The organism is Streptomyces sp. NPDC000345 (assembly GCF_042898825.1).
Classification (GTDB): Bacteria; Actinomycetota; Actinomycetes; order Streptomycetales; family Streptomycetaceae; genus Streptomyces.
In genome coordinates, this window is record NZ_JBIAZE010000024.1 from 1 (window position 1) to 22125 (window position 22125).

21 protein-coding genes and 6 pseudogenes are annotated in these 22125 nt (G+C 68.9%); 15 read left to right on the forward strand and 12 right to left on the reverse strand.

Translation table 11 applies throughout. The features are described 5' to 3' along the window. A pseudogene (locus ACFY30_RS37125) lies at window positions 1–731 on the forward strand (TniB family NTP-binding protein); the annotation flags it as partial. 236 nt (window positions 732–967) lie between these two features. Here ACFY30_RS37125 and ACFY30_RS37130 read toward each other — a convergent pair. The 7 genes and pseudogenes from ACFY30_RS37130 to ACFY30_RS37160 form a co-directional block, all read right to left on the reverse strand. After that, window positions 968–1220, reverse strand: a pseudogene (locus ACFY30_RS37130) (transposase); the annotation flags it as partial. Window positions 1221–1240: 20 nt separating this feature from the next. After that, the gene (locus tag ACFY30_RS37135; protein WP_390661685.1) at window positions 1241–1951 is read right to left on the reverse strand and encodes an HAD family hydrolase; all 711 of its coding nucleotides are present in this window, start codon (window positions 1949–1951) and stop codon (window positions 1241–1243) included. Window positions 1952–2004: 53 nt separating this feature from the next. Next, a complete protein-coding gene (locus ACFY30_RS37140) occupies window positions 2005–2814 on the reverse strand; it encodes a DeoR/GlpR family DNA-binding transcription regulator (RefSeq protein ID WP_390849562.1) in 810 nt (269 codons plus the stop codon). Between the two features lie 228 nt (window positions 2815–3042). After that, window positions 3043–4077 (reverse strand): zinc-binding dehydrogenase, encoded by a 1035-nt coding sequence (locus ACFY30_RS37145; RefSeq protein ID WP_390849563.1) that lies wholly within the window; start codon window positions 4075–4077, stop codon window positions 3043–3045. 214 nt (window positions 4078–4291) lie between these two features. Continuing rightward, window positions 4292–5188, reverse strand: a complete 897-nt coding sequence (locus tag ACFY30_RS37150; RefSeq protein ID WP_390661682.1) for a carbohydrate ABC transporter permease — start codon at window positions 5186–5188, stop codon at window positions 4292–4294. Continuing rightward, entirely contained in the window at window positions 5185–6147 is a 963-nt protein-coding gene (locus ACFY30_RS37155; protein WP_390824352.1) for a carbohydrate ABC transporter permease, read from the reverse strand. The genes ACFY30_RS37150 and ACFY30_RS37155 overlap by 4 nt, the downstream gene beginning before the upstream one ends. A gap of 81 nt (window positions 6148–6228) precedes the next feature. Further along, window positions 6229–7596: an ABC transporter substrate-binding protein gene (locus tag ACFY30_RS37160; RefSeq protein ID WP_390849564.1), complete on the reverse strand. Its 1368-nt coding sequence runs from the start codon at window positions 7594–7596 to the stop codon at window positions 6229–6231. Between the two features lie 371 nt (window positions 7597–7967). Here ACFY30_RS37160 and ACFY30_RS37165 point away from each other — a divergent pair, with 371 nt between their 5' ends. After that, window positions 7968–8963: a carbohydrate kinase gene (locus tag ACFY30_RS37165; protein WP_390849565.1), complete on the forward strand. Its 996-nt coding sequence runs from the start codon at window positions 7968–7970 to the stop codon at window positions 8961–8963. Window positions 8964–9020: 57 nt separating this feature from the next. Here the strand turns inward: ACFY30_RS37165 and ACFY30_RS37170 are convergent, their stop codons facing one another. From ACFY30_RS37170 to ACFY30_RS37185, 4 genes are all read right to left on the reverse strand, one after another. Continuing rightward, window positions 9021–9524, reverse strand: a complete 504-nt coding sequence (locus ACFY30_RS37170) for an ATP-binding protein (RefSeq protein WP_390661678.1) — start codon at window positions 9522–9524, stop codon at window positions 9021–9023. 174 nt (window positions 9525–9698) lie between these two features. After that, window positions 9699–11210, reverse strand: coding sequence for an FGGY-family carbohydrate kinase (locus ACFY30_RS37175; protein ID WP_390849566.1), 1512 nt, complete (start codon window positions 11208–11210; stop codon window positions 9699–9701). Window positions 11211–11213: 3 nt separating this feature from the next. Next, window positions 11214–12254 carry a 2-hydroxyacid dehydrogenase gene (locus ACFY30_RS37180; protein WP_390849647.1) on the reverse strand — a complete coding sequence of 347 codons (1041 nt, stop codon included), beginning with the start codon at window positions 12252–12254 and terminating at the stop codon, window positions 11214–11216. 330 nt (window positions 12255–12584) lie between these two features. Continuing rightward, window positions 12585–12842 carry a hypothetical protein gene (locus tag ACFY30_RS37185; protein ID WP_390849567.1) on the reverse strand — a complete coding sequence of 86 codons (258 nt, stop codon included), beginning with the start codon at window positions 12840–12842 and terminating at the stop codon, window positions 12585–12587. Window positions 12843–13055: 213 nt separating this feature from the next. On the opposite strand from ACFY30_RS37185, the gene ACFY30_RS37190 reads away from it, so the two are divergent. The 9 genes and pseudogenes from ACFY30_RS37190 (at window position 13056) to ACFY30_RS37230 (ending at window position 18899) form a co-directional block, all read left to right on the forward strand. Further along, the gene (locus tag ACFY30_RS37190) at window positions 13056–13262 is read left to right on the forward strand and encodes a TetR family transcriptional regulator C-terminal domain-containing protein (RefSeq protein WP_390849568.1); all 207 of its coding nucleotides are present in this window, start codon (window positions 13056–13058) and stop codon (window positions 13260–13262) included. 245 nt (window positions 13263–13507) lie between these two features. Beyond that, a pseudogene (locus tag ACFY30_RS37195) lies at window positions 13508–14170 on the forward strand (alcohol dehydrogenase catalytic domain-containing protein); the annotation flags it as partial. Between the two features lie 222 nt (window positions 14171–14392). Further along, complete coding sequence (locus tag ACFY30_RS37200; protein ID WP_390849648.1) at window positions 14393–15133, forward strand: SDR family NAD(P)-dependent oxidoreductase; 741 nt, start codon at window positions 14393–14395, stop codon at window positions 15131–15133. Between the two features lie 188 nt (window positions 15134–15321). Continuing rightward, a complete protein-coding gene (locus tag ACFY30_RS37205) occupies window positions 15322–16191 on the forward strand; it encodes an IS701 family transposase (protein ID WP_390849569.1) in 870 nt (289 codons plus the stop codon). A 166-nt stretch (window positions 16192–16357) separates the two neighbouring features. Beyond that, a pseudogene (locus ACFY30_RS37210) lies at window positions 16358–16677 on the forward strand (NAD(P)-dependent oxidoreductase); the annotation flags it as partial. A 204-nt stretch (window positions 16678–16881) separates the two neighbouring features. After that, a complete protein-coding gene (locus tag ACFY30_RS37215) occupies window positions 16882–17193 on the forward strand; it encodes an alpha/beta fold hydrolase (protein WP_390849655.1) in 312 nt (103 codons plus the stop codon). Then, a pseudogene (locus tag ACFY30_RS37220) lies at window positions 17132–17266 on the forward strand (metallophosphoesterase); the annotation flags it as partial. The gene ACFY30_RS37215 and the pseudogene ACFY30_RS37220, both read left to right, overlap by 62 nt. Window positions 17267–17719: 453 nt before the next feature. Next, entirely contained in the window at window positions 17720–18070 is a 351-nt protein-coding gene (locus ACFY30_RS37225) for an STAS domain-containing protein (RefSeq protein WP_390849570.1), read from the forward strand. Window positions 18071–18356: 286 nt separating this feature from the next. Then, window positions 18357–18899 (forward strand): hypothetical protein, encoded by a 543-nt coding sequence (locus tag ACFY30_RS37230; protein ID WP_390849571.1) that lies wholly within the window; start codon window positions 18357–18359, stop codon window positions 18897–18899. A 294-nt stretch (window positions 18900–19193) separates the two neighbouring features. On the opposite strand, the gene ACFY30_RS37235 is transcribed toward ACFY30_RS37230, so the two are convergent. Continuing rightward, the gene (locus ACFY30_RS37235; RefSeq protein ID WP_390849572.1) at window positions 19194–19775 is read right to left on the reverse strand and encodes a TetR/AcrR family transcriptional regulator; all 582 of its coding nucleotides are present in this window, start codon (window positions 19773–19775) and stop codon (window positions 19194–19196) included. A gap of 97 nt (window positions 19776–19872) precedes the next feature. On the opposite strand from ACFY30_RS37235, the gene ACFY30_RS37240 reads away from it, so the two are divergent. From ACFY30_RS37240 to ACFY30_RS37255, 4 genes and pseudogenes are all read left to right on the forward strand, one after another. Beyond that, window positions 19873–20424, forward strand: coding sequence for a DUF3995 domain-containing protein (locus tag ACFY30_RS37240; protein WP_390849573.1), 552 nt, complete (start codon window positions 19873–19875; stop codon window positions 20422–20424). Between the two features lie 52 nt (window positions 20425–20476). Then, a complete protein-coding gene (locus tag ACFY30_RS37245; protein ID WP_390849574.1) occupies window positions 20477–21004 on the forward strand; it encodes a transposase in 528 nt (175 codons plus the stop codon). Between the two features lie 27 nt (window positions 21005–21031). After that, window positions 21032–21469 carry a transposase gene (locus ACFY30_RS37250; RefSeq protein ID WP_390849575.1) on the forward strand — a complete coding sequence of 146 codons (438 nt, stop codon included), beginning with the start codon at window positions 21032–21034 and terminating at the stop codon, window positions 21467–21469. A 149-nt stretch (window positions 21470–21618) separates the two neighbouring features. Next, window positions 21619–22110, forward strand: a pseudogene (locus tag ACFY30_RS37255) (replication initiator); the annotation flags it as partial. Window positions 22111–22125 lie beyond the last annotated feature (15 nt).

Consider the following 22125-nt stretch of genomic DNA (forward strand, 5'->3'; position numbering starts at 1 on the left):
GGGAAAACCACCGCCCTGCTGAACGTCGGCCGCGCCTGCCACCTCGCCCACACGCGCAAAAACCCCGCACCGCCCGGATCAGCCCACTCCACGGCACCCGTGGCGTACGTCCTCGTCCCGCCCGGCGCCACCGCGAAAACCCTCATCACCGAATTCGCCCGCTACCTCGGCATCCCCGTCACCACCCGCATGACCCAGACCCAGATCACCGACGCCGTCTGCCACACCTACACCGCTGCCGGCGTCCAACTCGTCCTCATCGACGAGATCCACCGCCTCAACCCCCGCACCACCACCGGCGCCCAAACCGCCGACCTGATCAAAGACCTCACCGACGCCTCCCCGCGACGTTCGTCTACGCCGGCATCAACGTCACCGACACACCCCTGTTCAGCGGCACCCGCGGCGCCCAGCTCGCCGGCCGCGCCACCCTCATCACCTGCGGCCCCCTCCCCGCCCGCCACGGCACCCGCGAACCCTTCCGTGACATCCTCACCGACATCGACAACGCCCTCGACCTCACCCACCACAAACCCGGCACCCTCCCCCGCCACGCCCCCTACCTCCACCAGCGCACCGCCGGCCGCATCGGATCCCTCACCCGCCTCATCCGCCAAGCAGCCATCAACGCCATCACCGACGGCACCGAACGCATCACAAAAACCGCCCTCGACTCGGTACAACTCGACCACCTCACCGAACAACACAACCGCCCCACCCGCAACCGCTAACCCCCACCCACCGAACAGACAAAACAGCGCTGACCAGCACAAACACCAACCGAGCCTTTACACACTGGCGAAACCCACAACAAGCCCGGTCCCACTCAGCGCACACGACACAACCCCAGCTCACCCCCCGAACTACCCGCTGGAACCGCGCACCCGGACACCCTCAACGAACCCACAACCCACCAGCCCAGCAAGCCCGCGATACACCAACAAGCCCCCCCTCCGAGCGTTAGGTCCTTGTCGTAGCGGGTGGCGATGCGCCGCCTCTGCCTGAGGCGGTGGAAGGAGCGTTCGACGACGTTGCGGCGCCGGTAGACGGCCCGGCCACCGACGCTCGCAGCGCCGCGCCCGGCCCGCGAGCTGGTCGACGTACTCGGGGATGGTCTCCTTGATTCCGCGTCTGCGCAGGTGGACACGGAAGGAGCGGGCTGAATGACCCTTGTCGGCGACGACCCGTTCGGGTCGTCCGCGGGGGCGCCCCGGCAGGCAGTGCGGAGCCCAGTCGTTCATTAGAGCGAAGACTCGGTTCGGCTGCCGTTCGGCACCAGCCGAAGGATGTCGGTGAGGCCGCGTTCGCCGGTGCGGTTCTCGGCCGGCAGGATGTACGTCCGCAGGCCACAGGCGGTCGCACCGCCGTCACGGACCGGATTGTCGCCCACCATGAGCGTGGCCCGGGGGTCGGTGCCGAGGTCTGCACACGCCTGGAGGAACAGGTGCGGATCGGGTTTCTCGCGACCGTGCTCGTAGGAGATGACGCAGCCGTCGATCAGGCCGTCCATCCGGTGGCGGGCGAGGTGGGCGCGCAGATCCCAGGCGAAGTCGCTGACGATCGCGATGCGCAGGCCGCGGGAGCGGAGCGTACGCAGAGTGGGTTCGGCGTCGGGGTAGGGGATCCACGCGTCGGGGGCGGTGAGTTCCCGGTAGGCCATCTCCTCGGCGTCGCGCAGGAAGTCCACATGTCGCCACCACCCGTGCATGGCCTGCCGGTGCCGCTCGGGCGACAGATCGCGGCCCTGCTGCAGTGCGACGACCGAAGGCAGTCGGAAGGCGGTGCGCAGTTGACGGGAGATCTCGGCCTCGGCCCCGGGTTCGTCGAGCAGAGCAAGACGGCCGGACGCGTGTCCCACTCGGCGCAGCCATGTCTCCAGAGGGATCATCTGGAAGAGCGTGTTGCTGAAGTCGAACAGCACGGCCTGCACGTCAGGTACTGGCGCGGCCATTTCGGCGTCGCTGGGGCGGTAGGCACTTGGTGTTTCGAACAGTGTCTGCATCATCACGAGGGGGGCTGTTCTTCGGGGGCGACCGTCTCCACGGGCACTCCCAGGTCGCGGATGGCGGCGAGCTCGGCCTCGGGAGTGTGGGTGTCGGTGATGACCGCCTGGTAGTCGGTCACGGTGCCGTAGGCGTACGTGGCGGTCTTGCCGAATTTCGAGTGGTCTGCCAGAAGCAGGGCGTGCTGGGCGGAGGCGAGCATGGCCAGTTTGACCTCGACGTAGTCGTTCATGGGGTGGAAGAGCCGGCCCTCCAGGATCGCGGTGGCGGACATCAGGGCGATGTCGGCGCGAATCCGGGACAGCGCGCGGGTCACCGCGGGGCCGGTGCAGGAGTTGAAGTCGCCACGGTAGCGGCCACCCAGGAGCGTGATGTTCGCCCTGGACTCGGAGCCGAGGCGCTGTGCCAGGCCGATCGAGTTGGTGACGACATGCAGCTGGTCCAGCCGGACCAGTAGGGGGACCAGCGGGAACAGGGTGGTCGAGTCGTCCATGAGGACCGTGGTGCCCGGCTTGATCCGGTCGGCGACGGCAGCGCACAGGGCGTTCTTGGCCGTGCGGGCGCTGCCCTCCCGGAAGCGGGTGGCCATCTCCATGGTGAGGGCGGGGAAAGCGAGGGCCCGTCCGCGCTCCTTACGCAGCAGGTGACGCCCGGCGAGGTCGTCCAGGTCCCGGTGCATCGTCATCAGGCTCACGCCGAACTGCTCGGCGAGGTCGTCGATGCGGGTCTCGCCGTGTTCGGCGACGTAACGCAGGACGGCCTTGCGCCGCTCCTCGACGACGGCATGGGACGATCGCGTGCGGGCGGCCACAGTGCCCCTCCTTCCCTTCGGTTGTGCTGGTGCGGCGGCGGGGAACGGAAGCCGCCCTCACGCACGGCTGCGATTGCGGCGTTGTCGACGTGGAGGCGGTCGGTGACGCCAGTCTCGCAGTTTCGCACATGGGGCGGGGCCAGCCGAGCCCGTGCCTCGGCCCCGTGCGGTGCTCCCCGCGGGAGCGGTGCGGCACGGGCGCCGACCGAGTGTGCTTGTGCCGAAGCACTAGGGACCATCCATGGTCACCAGAACCTTGACGTGTTCCGGATCGAGGGAGGCGCGGAAGGCCGCAGCCGCTTCCTCCAGGGGATAGGTGGCGGTGACGATCTCGGCGGTGTCGAAGGAGTCCGAGGAGATGAGGGAAAGGGCGACGCGATAGTCCTCGGTGGTGTACATGAGGGTGCCTTCGATGCGGATCTCCCGGTCCTGGACCAGGTCGAGGCGGACCGGCGTGGTACCAGCGGCCCCCACGCCCACGACCAGGACGTGACCGCCCTTGGCGACCAGGTCGGTGGCCTGGGTTATGGACTGTTCCCGGGCGACGCAGTCGAAGACGACATCGGCAGGGCCGCCCAGTGCGGCATGGGCCATGGAGACCAGGGCGGGCGCGTCGGCGGGCAGGGCCGCGTCGGCGCCGAGGCGCAGTGCTCTGCCCCGTTTGCCCTGCTGCAGGTCCGTCACGACGATCCGGTCGGCACCGGCGTGGCGGGCGGCCATGAGCGTGAACAGTCCGATGGGGCCGGCGCCGAGGACGGCCACCGTACGGCCTGTGAGGTCGCCGGCCTTGGCCACGGCGTGCACGGGGGTGGCCAGGGGCTCGACGAGGACGGCCCGGAGGTCGGGCATGCCATCGGGGACGCGGTGGACGCGGTCGGCCGGGATGGTGAACAGGTCGGCGAGGGCGCCTGGTGTCTGGCAGCCGAAGACCTTCAGTTTCTGGCAGATGTTGTAGCGGCCGGACCGGCACTGGGCGCACTGGCCGCAGTACAGGTTGGGTTCGACGATCACCCGGTCGCCGGGGGCGAAGTCCTCGGCCTCTGGGCCGGTGGCCACCACGACGCCCACGGCCTCGTGGCCGGGGTGGTAGGGAAGGTCGATGAACGGATGGTGTCCGGCGGCGGCATGGGTGTCGGATCCGCACACGCCGACGAGCGAGGTGCGTACCAGGAGTTCGTCGTTCCCGGGGACGGGGGCGGGCGCCTTCTCGACGACGATCTCGTCGAGGGAGCGGACCAGTACGCGGCGGATCAGCTGGGTCATGGTGACGGGGTTCCGTTCGGTTCGGGCGTTCACGGGGTGAGGAGGCCGGACGGGGTGTGGCGCTTGCCGACGGTGCTCGCTGTGGGGCGGGCACAGGTGTGCGGTGCCGCCGAGGGTGGACGGACGGTGTGGCGGCGGACGACCGCTCCCAAGACGCTGTCCGCGGCATCAGTGATCACCCCGGGGGGCCGCAGGGCCTCACGCGCGGCGGGCCTCACTTGACGGCTCCCAGGGACAGCCCGCGCACCAGCTTGTCCTGGGCGGCGAAACCGGCGATCAGGACAGGCAGGGAGACCAGGGTGGCCGCCGCGCACAGCCTGGCCAGGAACAGGCCTTCGTTGGTGATGAACCCCACCAGGAAGACCGGCGCGGTGGACGCCTGGGTGGCGGTGAGGTTCACGGCGAACATGAACTCGTTCCAGCTGAAGATGAAGCAGATCAGCGAGGTGGCGGCGATCCCCGGCATGGCGACGGGGGCAACGATCCGCAGCAGTACCGTGGGCAGTCCCGCGCCGTCGACCTCTGCCGCCTCCAGGATCTCCCTGGGTACTTCGGCGAGGAACGACCGCATCATCCAGACCGCGATCGGCAGGTTCATGGCGGTGTAGAGGACGACGAGGGTCCAGATGTTGTCCAGCATGCCGATGTCTTTGACGATCATGTAGATCGGCAGAAGTGCCGCGATGAGCGGCAGGAACTTCGTGGACAGGAAGAAGAACATCACGTCGGTCCACTTCTTGACCGGCTTGATGGACAGCGCGTACGCCGCGGGGAGTGCCAGGGCGAGGACCAGCAGGGTGGAGAAGACGGCGGCCATGGCCGAGTTGAGCAGGAACGGGGTGATGTCACGGCCCAGCAGCAGCCTGTACTGGTCCAGCGTCAGCGGCGCGAGGGGGCTGGGGGGGTTGGTCGCCGCGTCGGACTCCTGATGAAAGGACGTGAGAACCATCCAGGCCACCGGCGCGAAGAAGGCCAGGGTGGCCAGCCACGCGACGAAGGTCCACAGGGGTGACAGCCGCGGCGACTGCCCGGGGTCGTTGTGACGCCGACGACGGAGGCGGCGCATGACGGGACTGGACGGGGTGCGGGCGGCCGCGATCGTGCCGGTCATCGGGACACCTCTTCACGGAACAGGGAGGCGACCACGCGCAGGGCGAACGTCGCGATGACGATCGAGCCGATCACCACGACGACACCCGCGGCTGCGGCTTGGCCGTACTCGAACTTGCGGAACATGGTCAGGTAGATCTCATAGGGCAGATTCGTGGTCTGGGAGCCGGGGCCGCCCTGGGTGATGGTGTAGACGGCGTCGAAGGTCTGCACCACGAAGATGCTGCCGAGGACGACGCCCAGCTCGATGTACTGGCGCAGGTGCGGCAGCGTGATGAGGCGGAAGGTCTGCAGCGCCGAGGCCCCGTCGACCTCGGCGGCCTCCAGCACGTCTCCGGGCTGCGCCTGCAGGCCGGCCAGCAGGATGAGCATCATGAACGGCGTCCACTGCCACACGAGCGCGACCACCAGCGACGGCATGGGGAAGGACGAAACCCAGTCCACGGTGGGGCCGTTCGCCGCCCCGAACAGCCGGTAGACGGCGTTCAGTGTGCCGTTGAGGAGCCCGTAGTCGGGGTTGTAGATGGCGTGCTTCCACACCAGGGCGGCAGCGACGGGCATGACCAGGAACGGCGCGATGAGAAGGGTGCGGGCGAGGCCGCGGCCGAAGAAGTGGCGGTCGAGCAGCAGGGCCAGGCCCAGGCCCAGTACCACGCTGAGGACGACGACGGACGCGGTGAGGACGACGGTGTTCAGGACTGCGTTGCGCAACCGTTCGTCGGTGAAGACGAAGGCGTAGTTGGACAGACCGGTGAAGTGGCGGTCGTCCGGCCGCAGGATGTTCCACTGGAACGTGGAGATGACGAGCGTGGCCACGAAGGGCAGCTGCGTGACGGCGATGGTGAAGATCAGTGCGGGCAGCAGCGGAAGGCGACGCCGCCACGCGCGTTCACCCTGGGGCTTGAGCGGTCGGACGGGTGGCCGCAGGCGCTTCGTGGGGGGCCGGTCTAGCGTGATCATGGAATGACTTTCTTCCGCGGCGGAGCGGTGGGGACTGGGAGGGCGGCTCCGGCCGGCTCGGGACCGGCCGGAGCAAGTGACTCAGTTGTAGTTCTTGGCGACGTCCTCGGCCTGCTTCTGGCCGTCGTCGAGTGCTGTGTCCACACTGGTCTTGCCGGCGATGGCGGCGGAGATCTCCTGCGTCGTCTTGGTCCCGAGGTCCTGGAACTCGGGGATGGCGACGAACTGGATGCCCACCGTGGGCCGCGGCTGGACGCCGGGGTTCGCGGGGTCGGCCTGCTGGATGGACTTCAGGGTGATGTCACCGAACGAGGCGGAAGCCTTCTGGTACTCAGGGACCTGGTAGGTGCTGGCCCGCTTGCCCGCGGGCACCCGCGACCAGCCGAGCTTCTCTCCGACCAGCTTCTCGTACTCCTTGCTGGAGGCCCAGAGCATGAACTTCGAGGCGGCGTCGGCATTCTTGGTGGTCTTCGGCATCGCCCACGCCCAAGCCCACAGCCAGCCGCTGCTCTTGGTCTTCTCCACGGGAGCGTAGACGTAACCGATCTTGCCGGCGGCCTTGCTGGTGCTCGGGTCCTCCAGAGAGCCGGCCGCGCTGGTGGCGTCGTACCACATGGCGACCTTGCCCTGGCTCATCGCGTTCAGGCACTCGGTGAATCCGGCCTGTGCGGCGCCTGCCTCACCGTGCTCGCGGACCAGATCGACGTAGAACTTGGTGGCATCCTTGAAGCCGCCGCTGTTGACCTGCGCCTTCCAGTCCTTGGTGAACCACGTACCGCCGAAGGTGTTGACCATGCTGGTCAACGGCGCCCCGAGTTCCCCCCAGCCCGCCAGGCCGCGCAGGCAGATGCCCCTCATCCCCGGCTGTGCACCGTCGACCTTCGCCGCCAGGTCGGCCACCTGCTGCCAGGTCGGATGCTCCGGCATCTTCAGGCCCTTCTCGGCGAACACGTCCTTGCGGTACATGAGGAAGGACGACTCGCCGTAGAACGGCAGGGCGTAGAGCTTGCCGTCCGAGCCGGACAGCGACTGGACCATCGGCTTGAGCAGGTCGCCCGTGTCGAAGCCCTTGTCCTTGTCGGCGTAGGAGCCGAGTTCGTGCAGCCAGCCGTTCTTGTGCCAGATGGGTACCTCGTAGGCGCCGATGGTGGCGACGTCGTACTGCCCGGCCTTGGTGGCGACGTCCTGCGTGACCTTGTCGCGCAGCTCGTTCTCGGGAAGGACCGTGAAGTTCACCTTGATGCCGGTGTCCTTCGTGAAGGTGTCCTTGGTGAGCTTGGCGATGTCCTCCATCTGCGGATTGCCGACCATCAGGACGTTGATGCTGTCGCCGTCCGACGAGGAGCCTCCGGCTCCGGCTCCGGAGCAGGCAGTGGCGAGCAGGGCGGTGGTGGCGGCGCAGGCCATCAGGGCATATCTCGTCGATCGGGTGACGCTTGTCGGACGCATGACGGGGACCTCTCGTGCGGGTGGGTCGGGGAAAACGGCCTGTGAGGCACTCGTGGCGGCACGGCTCGTTGGTTCAACGGCTCAGCCGGGGCTCTCTCCGAGACGTCGACCGAGGCTCGGCTGAGGAAGACGGATGCCTCCCTGGGTGTGGGCGGGGCATCGATGCCGCAATTAATAGCACTAAAGCGCGGCATTGTTAACACATCTTGCGAGAAGAACTTATGAGATCTATCGTCTGCTCGTCTCGCAAGCGTGAGGCTCCGGCGCCTCGCGTCCGACGGTCGCCGACGCAGCCGTCGGCGGCACACTCGCCGAAGCTCCGGACCCGCCTTCCACTCCCCCGCCCTGCCCCCAGCCCCGAGGAATCCCGCATGAGAGCCAGCCCGAATCCCCCAGCAGCCCCCGCGGTCGTCGTGGCGGGAGATGCCCTGGTGGATCTCACGCCCGTCCGGACAGTCACCGGCGACATCGCCTACCAGCCGCGGCCCGGGGGCTCCTGCCTCAATGTCGCGGCGGGCCTCGGACGCCTCGGCGTGCCGGCCGGCCTTCTGGCGCGCATCTCCGACGACCCGTTCGGCGACCTGCTGCGCGCACACCTCGAGGAATCCGGCACGCAGCTCACTTATGTGGTGCCGACCTCCGACCCGACCGCCCTTGCCGCCGTCCGGCTCAGCGATGACGGTTCGGCCGCCTACTCCTTCCATGCGAACGGTGCGGCGGACCGCGGTCTGCGGCCCGAGCATCTCGCCACCCTGCCGGATGCCGGCCGCCTGCCCCGGGGGGCGGCGCTGCACCTCGGCTCGCTGGGACTGGTCCTGGAGCCCCTCGCCTCGACGCTCGACGGACTGCTGCGCCGGGAGGCGCGGCACAGGGTGGTGTCCCTCGATCCGAACGTGCGACCGGGACTGGTGACCGACCGCGCCCACTGTCTCCGGCGCTTCACCGAGTGGGTGGCGCTCGCCGACGTCGTGAAGGCGAGTGAGGAGGATCTGGCCTGGCTCTGCCCCGGTGAGCCGTACGAACTGGTGGCAGAGCGCTGGCTGGCTGCCGGGGTGTCGCTCGTCCTCGTCACACTGGGTTCCCGAGGAGCCTGCGCGGTGGGGCGCATTGCTCGCACCCACATGCCCGCACCGGCGGTGAAGGTCGTCGACACGGTCGGGGCAGGGGACGCATTCACTGCGGGCGCGCTCGCCCATCTGCACCGGACCGGGCGTCTCAGCAGGGAAGGCGTCGCCACACTGGGCGCGGAGGAACTCACCGGGCTGCTCGCTCACGCCGTCGGGGTCGCGGCTGACACCTGCACGCGGGCGGGCGCCCAGCCGCCGTTCCTTCGCGACGGCATGCCCACCCCTTCGCGGCAGCCGTAGCGCGCCGATCAGCGCTTCGGGCTCTGCCTGCCTTCCGTTCATCGGGCATCGCCGGTCTCAGTCCGCCCCCGGACGGAGGGCCGGAACGGCGAGGCAGGCCAGAATCCACGTCCCGCGGTCGTCGTGGTGCAGGTCGACCCGGGCCGCCAGGGTGTGGACTATGTCGAGACCGCGGCCGTGTTCGTCCGGATCCTCGTCTGCGTCGCGCCGGCGCGACGGAGCGGGGTCACCGTGATCACCCACGATGATGCCGAGAGTGCCTCGGGCGAGCACCAGATGGAGCGACATCTCGCTGCGCCCGTGGACGGCCGCGTTCGCAGCCAGTTCCCCCACGATCAGAAGAGCCGAGTCCTGTTCCTCGTCGGACAGTTGCCAGCGCTTGAGCACGGTTCCGGCGGCACGTCGCAGGCAGCCGACGAGTGCCTTGTGCGCCGGAAGCGTGAAACGAGCCTTGGCCGGGTGGTGCGGGGGCGAGGAGCGGGGGCCAGAGGAAGGGATGCCGCTCCACGAAGTCGCGAGCGGGGCGCCGTGATCAATCGGCGGGGCGGTCTCGGAAGGCATGGCCGTTGCTTTCGGGCTGACATCGGGAGTCGGTGTTCCGTCGGATGGCGGGGGCCGGCCCAGAGAGCCGGGTCGGGGATTTGTCCTTCCTGCCTGTCTACGCCCGACTTAACTCATTTGCAATAGAAACTCAGACAAAATCACAGAAAATGCGATAACCAGGGATCGGTCTGGTCACTCCGACGTACTCGCCGAGCCGAGGCGGCCCCAGACGGGCCAGAGGGCTTCCTGGGCTTCCCGGTAGATCTGGTAAGCCTCCTCCAGTACCGCGACCCGGTCCGGGGCCGGTTCGTGGCGCCTGATGACCGGAGGGTCGGTAACCGGGTCCGGCCCGCCGCCGATCAGTCCGACGGCGCCTGCGGCGAGCAGAGCGGCTCCCCGGGCGGCGCTCTCCTCGACGTCCGTCACCAGGACCGGTCGCCGCAGCGCGTCGGCGAACATCTGGCTCCAGACGACGCTGCGCGCGGCACCACCGGTCAGTCTGGCCGGCCCGGTGATGGGCAGATGGGAGCCGAGGACGTCGACGTGCCACCGGTGGTTGAGGACGACACCTTCCAGCACCGCCCGCAGCAGGTGCCCACGGCCGTGCCACCCGCGCAGGCCGAGGAAGGTACCCGAGGCCGGACCTGGGTGGGGGGAACCGTAGACGAAGGGATGGAACAGCACCTCGGAAGGGCCCTGCAGATGTTCGTCCACCTCCTGGCCGATGGCTCCGTAGATGTCCTCACGGTGTCCGGCTGGTGCACCGATGACCGGCAGGAACCAGCCGAGGTTCGCCACCGAGGCGGGCGAGGTGGACATGATCATCCAATGCCCGGGGCGGAGAAATCTGCGGCACTGCCACCGGAGGTCGGTGACCGGGCGATCCCAGACCACCTGGTTGATGCTGAACGTCCCTGCGATCAGGCACAGTTCACCCACCTCCGTGGCACCGATGCCCAGCGCCGCCGCATCGACATCATGAGCGCCGGTGATGACGGGTGTGCCGACGCCGAGCCCTGTGAGGGCCGCGGCCTCCCGGGTCACCGTTCCGCACACCGCGTCGCAGGCCCGCACGGGCGGCAGCTTGTCGACGAGCCGTCCCAGGCCGAACAAGTCGAGCAGCTCCTGCGAGTAGCCGTCCCGGCGCATGTCGGTGAACGAGGCGCTGGCGTCCGTCGGATCGGTGGCCACCACGCCCGTCAGATGCCAGCGCAACCAGTCCTTGCACGAAAGCAACCAGCGGGCCCGCTCCAGCACAGCCGGCTCGTGACGTTCGAGCCACGCCAGCAGAGCGGCCGGAGAGCCCGCGAAGGGGACCGTGCCGGACAGGATGAGGGCACGGTCCCAGACCGGAGTGTCACGCCACTCGGCCAGTACAGGCTCGGCACGCGTGTCCATGGCGACGATCGCGGCCCGCACCGGCCTGCCGTACTCGTCAACTGCGTACAGGCCGTCGCCGTGTCCGGCCAGCCCCACGGCGGCGACGGCCCGCCCGTCCACGCCCGCTGCGGCGAGGGAGGTTCTGATGGCCCGGTGGGTGGTTCGCCACACGTCGTCCATGTCCCGCTCGACCCAGTGGGGACGCAGGGTGTCGAGCGGGACCGTGCCGGCGCCCTGCGCCACCTGTCGGCCGGCGGAGTCGAAGAGCACGGCCTTGGTCACGGTATGCCCGGCATCGATGCCGAGCACCAGATCGCCGGCCACCGCTCACACCCAGCCCAGCTCACGGGCATTCACGGCGCAGACACACCGCCCCGTGGCGGACAATTCCGCTATGGCCTCGGCGACCAGCCGTGCCGAACGCATGCTCGTGGTCGTCGTGTCACCGGCAAAGTGCGTGGTGATCGTGACATTGTCCAGTCGGCGCCAGGGACTGTCCGCGGGGAGGGGTTCCTGGTCGTGGACGTCGAGCGCGGCCCCGGCGATGCGATGGGCCGCCAGGACGTCGTAGAGAGCGGCGGTGTCGACCAGGCGGCTGCGCGCGGTGTTCACGAAGTAGGCGGTCGGATTCATCAATGCGAAGTGGTGCGAGCGGATGAAGCGCTCGGTCTCACCCGTCAACCGTGCGAAGACCTGGACGAAGTCGGACTCCCGGAACACCGTGTCCAGCCCGTCGGCCCGTGCGACGGAGTACTCGGCCATCACGGCGTCGGACACGTACGGATCGTAGGCGATCAGCCGTGCGCCGAAGCCGCGCAGCACCCTGGCGAACGCGCGCCCCACATGGCCGAAGCCGACCATCCCGACCGTGCTGTCACCGAGCTCGCGGCCAGGACGACTGAGGGTCTCGCGCCAGCCACCGGCCTTCACCGAGGCATCCACCCGGGCAATGTCCCGGGCTTCCGTCAGCATCAGACCGACCGCGAGCTCGGCCACGGCCGTGGCGTTGCGGCCGAACACCGGCACGACCCCTACTCCAAGGGCGGTCGCGGCAGCGACATCGACGTTTTCCAGCCCCCTACGTGCCACGCAGACAGCCCTCAGCGCCGGGGCGGCCCGGAGCACCGCACGGGACACCGGTGCGAAGTGCAGAGCCAACACCTCGGCCTCTCCCACGGCCTGCAAGATCTCATCGGGCACCGGCTGAGCCTCCGGACCGTGCCACTCCATGGTCTGCTGCGCCGCGTGCTGTTCCGCCTTGGTTCCGGGCCACTCCACGCCGCGCACCGGTCCGAAGCCCGGGCCGCAGGCCTCCGCCAGGGCGTCGACGTAGAACTCGGCAGGAATGAAACGATCGCCGACGATCACAACGTGCAACGAGGCCTCCAGGAGGTGCCCCTTCCGGTCTTCCGCAATCGTCCCACGCACGCCTGCGGAGCGCCCGCCGCCGTCGCCGGGCCTCGTACACCGCGCCAGGGCCCCGCACGGTCGACATGCAAATCCCCTGAGGGCGGAGCGCGGGCTCCGTCACGGAGCGCCATGCCGCCGCTTGGCGCGGACGCCCGCGGGTCCCAGCGCGGCCGTTGTCGAGGCGGCGGTCGCCGGCCGAGGCGGCGTCGGCGGCCACCGACGTCATCGACTTGATGACGGTTCTGCAGGGCAGCATCGACCAGACCCGTGGCGACGTAACACAGAGAGTCAGCCGCAGCCGCAGAAGCCGTCCCCGGCCCGCAGAGCGGCACGGAAGCCTGCCGGGAAGGCGCGGCCGAAGACGGCCCGCGCGTCGGCTGCATCCCGCACCCAGCGCAGCACCGCCAAGAGTGAGCTGCGGCAGCTGAGCAAGGCGGAGCTGTACCAGCGGGCTGCCGAGTACGACATCGCCGGCCACTCCTTCACCCTGACCATGAGCCACAGCAGCGGCAGCCGCCGCGAAGGCTTCGAGCGGGTCCGAGACATCGTCACCCGCCATCGCCGTGCCTGGGCCGAGCAGTACCTCGACACCTACCTGCAGCAGCGCTGGCGCACCGCCCTGGAAGACGTCGCCCGCGCCCACCACCAGTTCGTGGCCGCGAAGGGCCGTCCGCCCACCCTGATCCAGTTCGCCCAGTTCCGCCCCGCCGGGGATGCTTCCTCAGCAAGGTCACCGCGGACCGCGCCGGAGAGGACGACATGGTGGCGGGCACGGCCCGTCGCGCGTTCGAGGATCTCGCCGGCGCCCTCGCGTCCGCGATACGCGACGCCCAGGACGCGGGAGAAGTGGCCGAGCACGTCGACGCCACGGCCCTGGGATATCTGCTGCTGAGCGTGGTCAGGGGCATCGACTGCATGGCCAAGGCGGGTGTCGACGCCGCGACGCTCCGGCAGACGGCCCGGTAGGCGCTGGAGCTGATCCCCAGGGCGGACGCACCGTACGTGCGGCACTGACATTCCCCCTCTCGTCCGACGACGGACATGCCGCGGCGGACATAGGCAAAATGTGCAGTTTGACTGTGGCGAAGAGCTCGCCGCCTCTCACGGGGAGTAGCTATGCGTGCCATCCAGATCACCCAGTTCGGAAAGTCGGAGGACGTCGTACGCGTCGTCGATCTCCAGGAGCCGAACGCTCCCGGCGCCGGCGAGGTATGGTCGCGGTCGAGTTCTCACCGCTGAACCTGCACGACCTCAAGGTCGTCAGTGGCGAGCTCGGGCGGCCACCGCTCCCGCTGGTCCTCGGCAACGAGGGTGTCGGCCGGGTTGTCGAGGACGGCCCCGGCGTCGACACGCTCGCGGCGGGCGACCTGGTGGTTCTGCCGCTGTTCGCCGGTGCCTGGCGCGAGCGGCTGCTGCCCGCCGACGGGCTGTTCCGGCTGCCGGAAGGCAGCGTCGAGCAGTTCTCGATGCTGGGCAGCAATCCGCCCACGGCCGGTCTGATCCTGAGCGAGTACGCCGACCTGAGGCCCGGGGACTGGATCGTGCAGAACGCCGCGAACTCCGGCGTCGGACGTTCCCTGATCGCCCTGGCGAAGGCCCGCGGATTCCGGACGATCAACTTCGTCCGGGACGAGTCCGTGTTCGCCGAACTGACCGCGGCCGGCGCGGACATCGTCCGCCTCGACGGCGCGACGGCGGTCGAAGAGGTTCGCAAGGCGATCGGCGATGCCCGGGTCGGGCTCGCCGTCGACTCGGTGGGCGGCGACGCTCCCGCCCGCCTGCTCGACCTGCTGTCCGAGGGCGGTGCGCTCGTCAGCTACGCCTCGGCGACCGGGCAGCCGATGTCCGTCGACGCACTGACCCTGATCGGCAAGCGCGCGACGGTACACGGATTCTTCGCCGGCCATTTCGACTACGCGACAAAGGTGCTCCCCGTCATCCGCGAGGCCGCGCCCCTGGTCGCGAGCGGAGCCCTGTTCGTTGCGCTAGTACACCAGTGTGGTTTCGTGATCAGGACGGTGTTGCCTTCCTGGAGGCCGAACGCCAGGTCGGATTCCCGCCAGCTTCCGGCGCAGCTGCCAGCAATGCTCAACGTCATGAAACGACTTGAAGGAAACGTAGCGTTGGTCACGGGCGGAAGCCGAGGCATCGGTGCCGCGGTGGCGTTACGGCTGGCCGAAGAAGGCGCCGATGTCGTCCTGACCTATGAGAACAGCGCGGAACGCGCCACCCAGGTGGTGGAGCAGATCAAGGCCGCAGGGTGCCGGGCATTGGCCATCCAGGCCGACAGCGCCATCCCTGAGGCGCTCACCGCCGCGGTGGACGAGACCGCCGCGATGTTCGGCAGACTCGACATCCTGGTCAATAACGCTGGCATCTTCCTCGTTGGCCCACTCGAAGAGCTGGGGGCGCCAGAGATCGATCGCACCCTGGCGGTGAACGTCCGAGCGCCGTTCGCGGCGTCCCAGGCGGCAGTGCGTCACATGGGCCAGGGCGGCCGCATCATCAGCATCGGCAGCAATGTCGCCGAGCGGGCGGTCTTCCCCGGACTGGCGCTGTACTCGATGAGCAAGACGGCTCTGGTCGGGATGACGAAGGGCCTGGCCCGAGAACTCGGTCCGCGTGGTGTCACCGTCAATCTGGTGCATCCCGGCCCCACCGACACCGATACCAACCCCGCTGACGGGCCGAACGCCGAGGTGATCGCTGGCTTCACGGCTGTGGGCCGCTATGCGGAAGCGGCCGAGATCGCGGCCACCGTCGCGCACCTGGCAAGTGCGGACGGCTCGTACATCACCGGAGCCTCGATCCATGTCGATGGCGGCTTCACCGTCTGACACGCGAACTCGACTTCGCAACCACGCTGAGGCCCAGCCGGCAAAAGGGACGGCCATCGCGTGATCATCGGGGGTTGTGTGGACTCCTGAAGATCGTGTGGTGGCCGCAGGCCATAGCGTAGACCCTGCCCGCTGGCAGGCGATGTTCGACCAGGTCATGGCCCGGATCGCGGGCAGGTTCGGACGAGTTGAGCCCCGGGCCGCGGCCCGGGCCGATGCAGCGCCTGCTGCGCAACGCCCGCTGGGACACCGAGGCGGTCCGCGACGACGTACGCGCCTACACCGCCGAACACCTCGGCACAGATGACGGCGTCCTCGTCGTCGACGAGACCGGCTTCCTGAAGAAGGGCGGGTCTTCGGCTGGCGTGCAAAGGCAGTACACCGGCACCGCTGGGCGCATCGAGAACTCGCAGATCGGCGTATTCCTCGCCCTGGCCACCAGCCGGGGACGGGCCCTGATCGACCGACGGCTCTACCTCCCGGATCACTCCTGGTCCAATGATCCCGAACGCCGTGACACGGCCGGGATACCCGACACCGTGCACTTCGCCACCAAGCCCCGTCTGGCCCAGGAGATGATCGAGGCCGCGATGGATGCCGGGATCACTGTCCCCTGGGTGACCGGCGACGAAGCCTACGGGCAAGATCCCCACCTGCGCGGTGCCCTTGAGGCACGCGGCATCGGCTACGTTCTGGCCGTTGCCTGCTCGACTCGGGTGAGAATCAACCACGGCCGCACCCTCGTACGCGCGGACACCATCGCCGGCCGCCTGCCCGCCACGGCCTGGCAGCAGCACAGCGCCGGGAACGGCGCGAAAGGTCCGCGCTACTACGACTGGGCGTGGATCCATACCGACACCGGCAGCAACCGGCACCTGCTCGTCCGACGCAACCGCTCCACCGGCGAACTCGCCTTCTACCTGTGCTGGTCCCCCACCGAAGTGCCCCTGTCCCAGCTAATCCGTGTCGCCGGTATCCGCTGGAGTATCGAGGAGTGCTTCCAGGCCGCCAAGAGCCAGGTCGGACTCCGGCATCACGGTGTGCGGGACCCGCTATGAGTCCCACGCCACCATCGAGCACACCTGGGCGCTGATCCTCGGTGCCACGAGAAACCTGGTCGTCGAGGCGGAGTCGATGCGCGCCGGCGGCTGGTAGGTATCGGTCGGCGAGGGGCTGCACGGCAGGACTCTCGGCATTCTGGGCCTCGGTCGCGTCGGCTCCGGAGTGGCACGGATCGGACAGGCCTTCGGAATGGACACCATCGCATGGAGTCGGAACCTGACCCCCGAAACCGCCGCCGAGCACGGCGTGCGGGCGGTGACGAAGGAGCGACTCTTCACCGAAAGCGATGTGCTCTCGATCCACGTACCGCTCAGCAAGCGAACACGCGGGCTGGTCGGCGCGGCGGAACTCCGGTCGATGAAGCCCTCGGCCGTCCTGGTGAACACCTCACGCGGACCGGTCGTCGACGAGGTCGCCCTGATCGACGTCCTGCGTGAGGCGCGATCCGAGCAGCCGCCCTCGACGTGTACGACACCGAGCCGCTACCCGCGGACCACCCGTTGCGGGCGCTGCTGAACACGCTGCTCACGGGGCACGTCGGATACGTGAACCGCGACTTGTACGAGACCTTCTATCAGGACTCCGTCGAGGACGTCGCCGCGTTCCAGGCGGGTTCTCCCGTGCGGGTGATGAAGTAGGAGCCGAAGACGACGACCCGACCGACTCACACACCGCCTCTCTCCCATGTGACGGCTCCGACGCGGTTCGTCACGGCGAACGGAATTCGGTACGCCTGCCGGCGCTTCCGCGCCGAGACCGGCACACCGCTGGTGTTCCTGCAGCATTTCCGTGGCGGCATGGATCACTGGGATCCTGCGGTGACGGACGGACTGGCCGCGAACCGTCCGGTCATTCTGTTCGACAACACAGGCGTCGCAAGCTCCAGTGGCCAGACCCCGGACACCGTGGAAGCGCAGGCCGATGACGCGGCGGCGCTCTCTGCCAGTACACGGCCTGGGAAAGGTGCTGTTCTGTCACGCCACCCCTCGGGACGATGAAGAGGTCGTTCTGGTCGACTCACGCCTCGACCGTTGGCGAGAAGTCCTCAGCGGGCTTGACACCGACATTCGCCCGACGGGCTCATAACCCAGAGGTCGCAGGTTCAAATCCTGTCCCCGCTGCCAAAGCCACCGGCCCCTTCCTCCAGGGAAGGGGCCGGTGCCGTATCCGTACACGCCCCCTCATGCCACACCGCCCCGCGCCCGCGAACGTGTAACCCGCCTGTGGCCGAAGCAGCCGTCGACCGCGCCCCCGGCAAGGCCCGCCCCGGCGTCATCGACCGCGCCTCGTGATGGGACGCGTGCTCGATCGAGTGCAGCCGGCCGGTGTGAGGTGCGGGTGTGGTGTGGCTGGGGTCCGGTGGTTGGAGGTGCAGATTGCCCCCGCCACCAGCGCGCGCCGTCCCATGAAGTGGTGCGGTATACGAACCCGGCTTTTGTTGACTCTGCAACCGCTCATGCGCTTGCGTGGGGGAGGACACCGACTCCGTTGCATGGATCTCCGGAGGAAGAACGAGGTGGTCCCATGGACGTATCCCCCCTGGCCGTCTCCCAGCACACCACCCCTGCCGGCGTGCACGTCCTGACACTGAGCGGGGAGATCGACCGCAGCAGCGTGCCCTTCGTGGGCTGGGCGTTCGACAGCGGCGCAGGCGAGAAATGCGCACCCCGCACGGTCATCGACTTCGAGCACGTCACGTTCATGGACTGCAGCGGCATCTCCTTCCTCGTCTACGCCCACCGTGCCGCGCAGGACAGCGACGGCTGGCTCCGCCTGGCCAACGTTCCCGCACCCGTGCAACGGCTCCTGCACCTCGTCGGCCTGGACGACCTCATGCCGATGTATGCCACGCTCCAGGCCGCCCTCCCCTTCTGAAGTAACCGGCCAGGCGCCCAAGAGTGCATGCGTCGCAAGGATTCCCTCACGTGCCCTGCCGGCCTCGGGCGTCGAACTCTGGCCCTCTTCGCACGGGCGGTCAGCGTCGCGCAGGATCGGGCTTCCGACGGCTTGGGCCTGGGCCGTCGCACCGGATTCATCCTTTCGTGGTCTCCCGGTGCGTGAGCAGGCCCGGCCCTGTGGTGATCGGTAGCGTGCGGAAAGCCGTCATTCGCACGGCATGTCCGCGTCGCCCGGCGCGGCCCCCTGCTCTGGAGGTGTCCCGATGGTGAGTATTGGCGGCCTGCTACCCCCGGTCGGGCTGGAGATCCCCTGCTCCGGCTACGCCGTGAACGTGCCGTTGAAGATCGACGCGATCGGTATGGTCGAGCTCGACTTCAAGGGCGGCATCAAGGTGCGCATCGAGGCGAACCTCAACGGCGGTCTCGGCGGAGTGAAGATGAGGATCATCGGCGAGGAGTACAGCGCCGACCATCCGACCCTCGGCAGGGTCACGCTCGCGCAAGCCGACATCGACACCACGCCCCTCAGCCTGCTGGAAGTCGTCAAGAACCTGCCGCCGACGTTCAGGAGCACCCTGTTCCACGACTTCACCCTCACCATCGAGAAGTACCCCGGCACCGGTGAGCCGACGGTGCTGTCCAACACCAAGACGATGACCACCCTGAACGACGGCCTCACCGTGTTCCCCCCGCAGGGCGCCGTCTACCAGCTGCAACAGCCGGTCGACTTCGCACCCGTCGGCGACCCGGGCAACGCCGCCGTGCAGCTCATGGCCCTCCCGATGACCATGTCCCACAACCCCTGACCACCCGCCCCGGCCCGCCCCGTCGGCCTGTCGACCGGCCGGGAGGGGCGGCGCGCGGCACTCGTGGCGGACCCCGCTGGGCCCCTAGGGCGCGTATCGAGTCGTGATCAATCTATGGATTCGCTCTCGCGGCTGGGCCTGGACACGTCCGTGAACCGCCCGAGGAGTTCCCTTTCGTCGAGGACGACGATGCAGGACTCCCCCGCCCTGGTCGGCCGGCATCTACAGCCTCCCCGGTGGGTCCGATCTGCCCTGACCACAGCACCTGGGCGGCCCGCACCACCTCGCGAGTGCCTATGACCCCGCAGGGGTGAGGATCATGGCAATGAGGTGCTCGAGCGCTGCGGCGGAGCGCGGGTCGGTGAGCCGCGTCTCGGGGGCGCTGTCGAAGGCGATCCGGCGCAGCTCCAGCCAGCCCAGATAGGCGGCGTATGCGGACAGGGCCCGATTCCGGGCATCGTCTGTCCCGAAGCCGACGTCGGTGAAGATGTCGGTGAGGTAGGCGATCCGGGTCCGATTGACCCGGGCGACGACCTCGGCGACGGCGGGGTGCATTGTCTGGGCGACCAGGGCGGGTTCCAGCCCGCCGATCTCCTCGCTGCCGAGCGCCTCGTCGAACAGTGCTCTCGCGCGGACCCGGGCGTCCGTTAGCTTGCCTAGTGCGGCGATGACGTCGGTGGTGGCGCGTGCCTCCCAGGTCTCCAGAGCGGCGACGAGCAGGGCGTCGCGATTCTCAAAGTGCCAGTAGAAGCTGCCGCGGGTGACGCCCAGTTCCCGGGCGAGCTGGTCCACCGCCACCGCGGATACCCCGCCCCGGGCCAGCGCGCGGAGCGCGGCCATCGTCCACTCGTCTTTGCTGACTTTGCTCCTCGCCACGTTCCGTACAGTACTGTACGGAACATCCATACAGCACTGTACGGATGAGGCACCTCACGTGTGCCCGCGACAGGGCGCAGGGAAGGGGAGGACGGGGATGAACGCCACGAACTGGCTGCTCGGCGCACCCGCGGGCAGGACTGCTGAGGGCGGGGGCGGTACCGAGGGCGCCTCCGCGGGGGCCCGGGTGGCGGGGGTGTTGTCGGCGAGCGGTCTACTGGCTGCGGGGCTTCTCCATGGCGTGTGGGTGTTCACCCCGTGGCCGCTGGCCTCGCGGGCCGAGTTCGCCACCGTCGTGGTCGGCGTCGAGGAGTCCCAACTGCCCTCGAAACCGGCTACCTTCGCGGTTGCGGCGTTGCTCTGCACGGCCGCCTGGCTGGTCATCACCGCAACCCGGCCGGCAAGCCCGATCGGCGCCTCACGGCTGGTCCGTATCGGCCTGTGGACGGTGAGCGGCGTGCTGGCCGTACGCGGTCTCGGCGGCCTCGCGGCCTCCGGCCTCGCCCTGGGCAACGTCCCGCACGCATTCCGGCACTGGGACCTGGCCCTGTACTCACCCCTGTGCGTGACCCTGGCCAGCCTGACCGCCTATCTGGCCTTGCGCACCCGCCACCGTCGCAACTGCCCCACTGAGGATCGTTCAAGCTGAAATTCGCCCTCTCGGCAGCACCTGGATTGGTAGATCTTCTTGCGTGACGCGAATGCAACTGACTGACGAGGAGTGGGATTTCATCGGGCCGTACCTGCCAATCGGCGAGTACGGCCCGTATCTCGAGCGGCTGCGGCAGCAGTTCGCGGGTGTGATCTGGCGGTTCAGGACCGGCGGACAGTGGCGGGAGATGCCGCAGGAGTTCGGCGCCTGGTCAACCGTCCACAACCGCTTGCGGCAGTGGCGTGACGCCGGCGTCTTCGAGGCCCTGCTGGAGGGCCTGATCACGGAAGCCGCGAAGCGGGGTGAGGTAGACCTGTCCCTGGTCAGCGTCGACTCCACCACCGCGCGCGCTCACCACGACGCTGCCGGGAGCACCTGGGCGAGGACGTCCTCACCGACCTGGAGAAGGCTGCCGCCGAGGCGGAGAAAGCCAGGTCAAAAGGGGCAGCCTCGAAGAACGGAACGGGCAGGACGCAGAGACCGGGCCCGAGCGGGAGGAGAGCCGACGCATCCGGCGTCGGCGAAAACTCCGGCTGAAGGGCGCTCTCCTCGGCCGCTCCAGGGGCGGTCAGACTAGCAAGGTCCACCTCGCCGCCGACCGCAAATGCCGCCCGCTGGCGTTCGTGTTGACCGCGGGCCCGCTGCGGAGAGCCCGCAGTTCATCCCCGTGCTGGGGAAGATACGGGTCCGCGGCCCCGTCGGCCGCGCCCGCACCCGGCCGGACGCGGTCGCCGGGGACAAGGCCTACTCGTCCCGCAGCAACCGAGCCCACCTGCGCAGACGCGGCATCAAGGCAGTCATTCCGGAGAAGAAGGACCAGGCCGCCAACCGGAGGAAGAAGGGCTCCGGGGGCGGTCGGCCCGTCAGCCACGACACCGGCCTCTACAAAGAGAGAAACACCGTCGAGCGCCTGATCAACAAGCTCAAGGCCTGGCGAGGCGTCGCCACCCGATACGACAAGACCCCAGACAGCTACCTCGCCGGCCTCCACCTGCGCGCCTCGATGATCTGGATCAAAGACCTCACCCGGACCGCCCATTGATCACGACTCGATACGCGCCCTAACCGCCCCACAACAGCTGCTTGGTCACCCACGACAGCAACCAACGCCCTGTCCAGGGCCGCTACCAGGCCACCACACCGCGATCCCGCTGACGCCCACCCGCTGCTCCCCCACCGCCCACTCACACCGACCAGGTCGCCACTCACCCCCGCGTCTCCGCCACCCTCACCGCGCCCTCATATGGACCGGTCCACGGCCGACGTACCAGCGGGTCCGCGCGCTGCGGCTGCGGGCGCACCCACGCCAAGGGCGACCCGCGTCTCGCCACCCCGCTCGCCCCCGAGCGGTACGACTACACCGGCGCCGTGCTGTGAAACGTCCATGCCCCGGGCCTGTGGGCCCGCTTCATGCTCCACCTGCGCCGCACCGTCGCCGCCGCAGCCGGCATCCCCCAGCGCCTGCTCCACAGCGTCGCCCGGGTCTCGTACGCCAAGGTCGCCGAGTACCAACAGCGTGGACTGATCCACTTCCACGCCGTGATCCGCCTCGACGGCCCCGCAGGCAGCCACACCCCACCACCCGCATGGGCCACCCCTGAACTCCTCGCCGATGCCATCCGGCTCGCGGCCACCCGCGCCCACCTCGACGGGCCCGGGGTCAACGGCCGCGCTCGATCCTTCCGCGCTTGTTCGGCC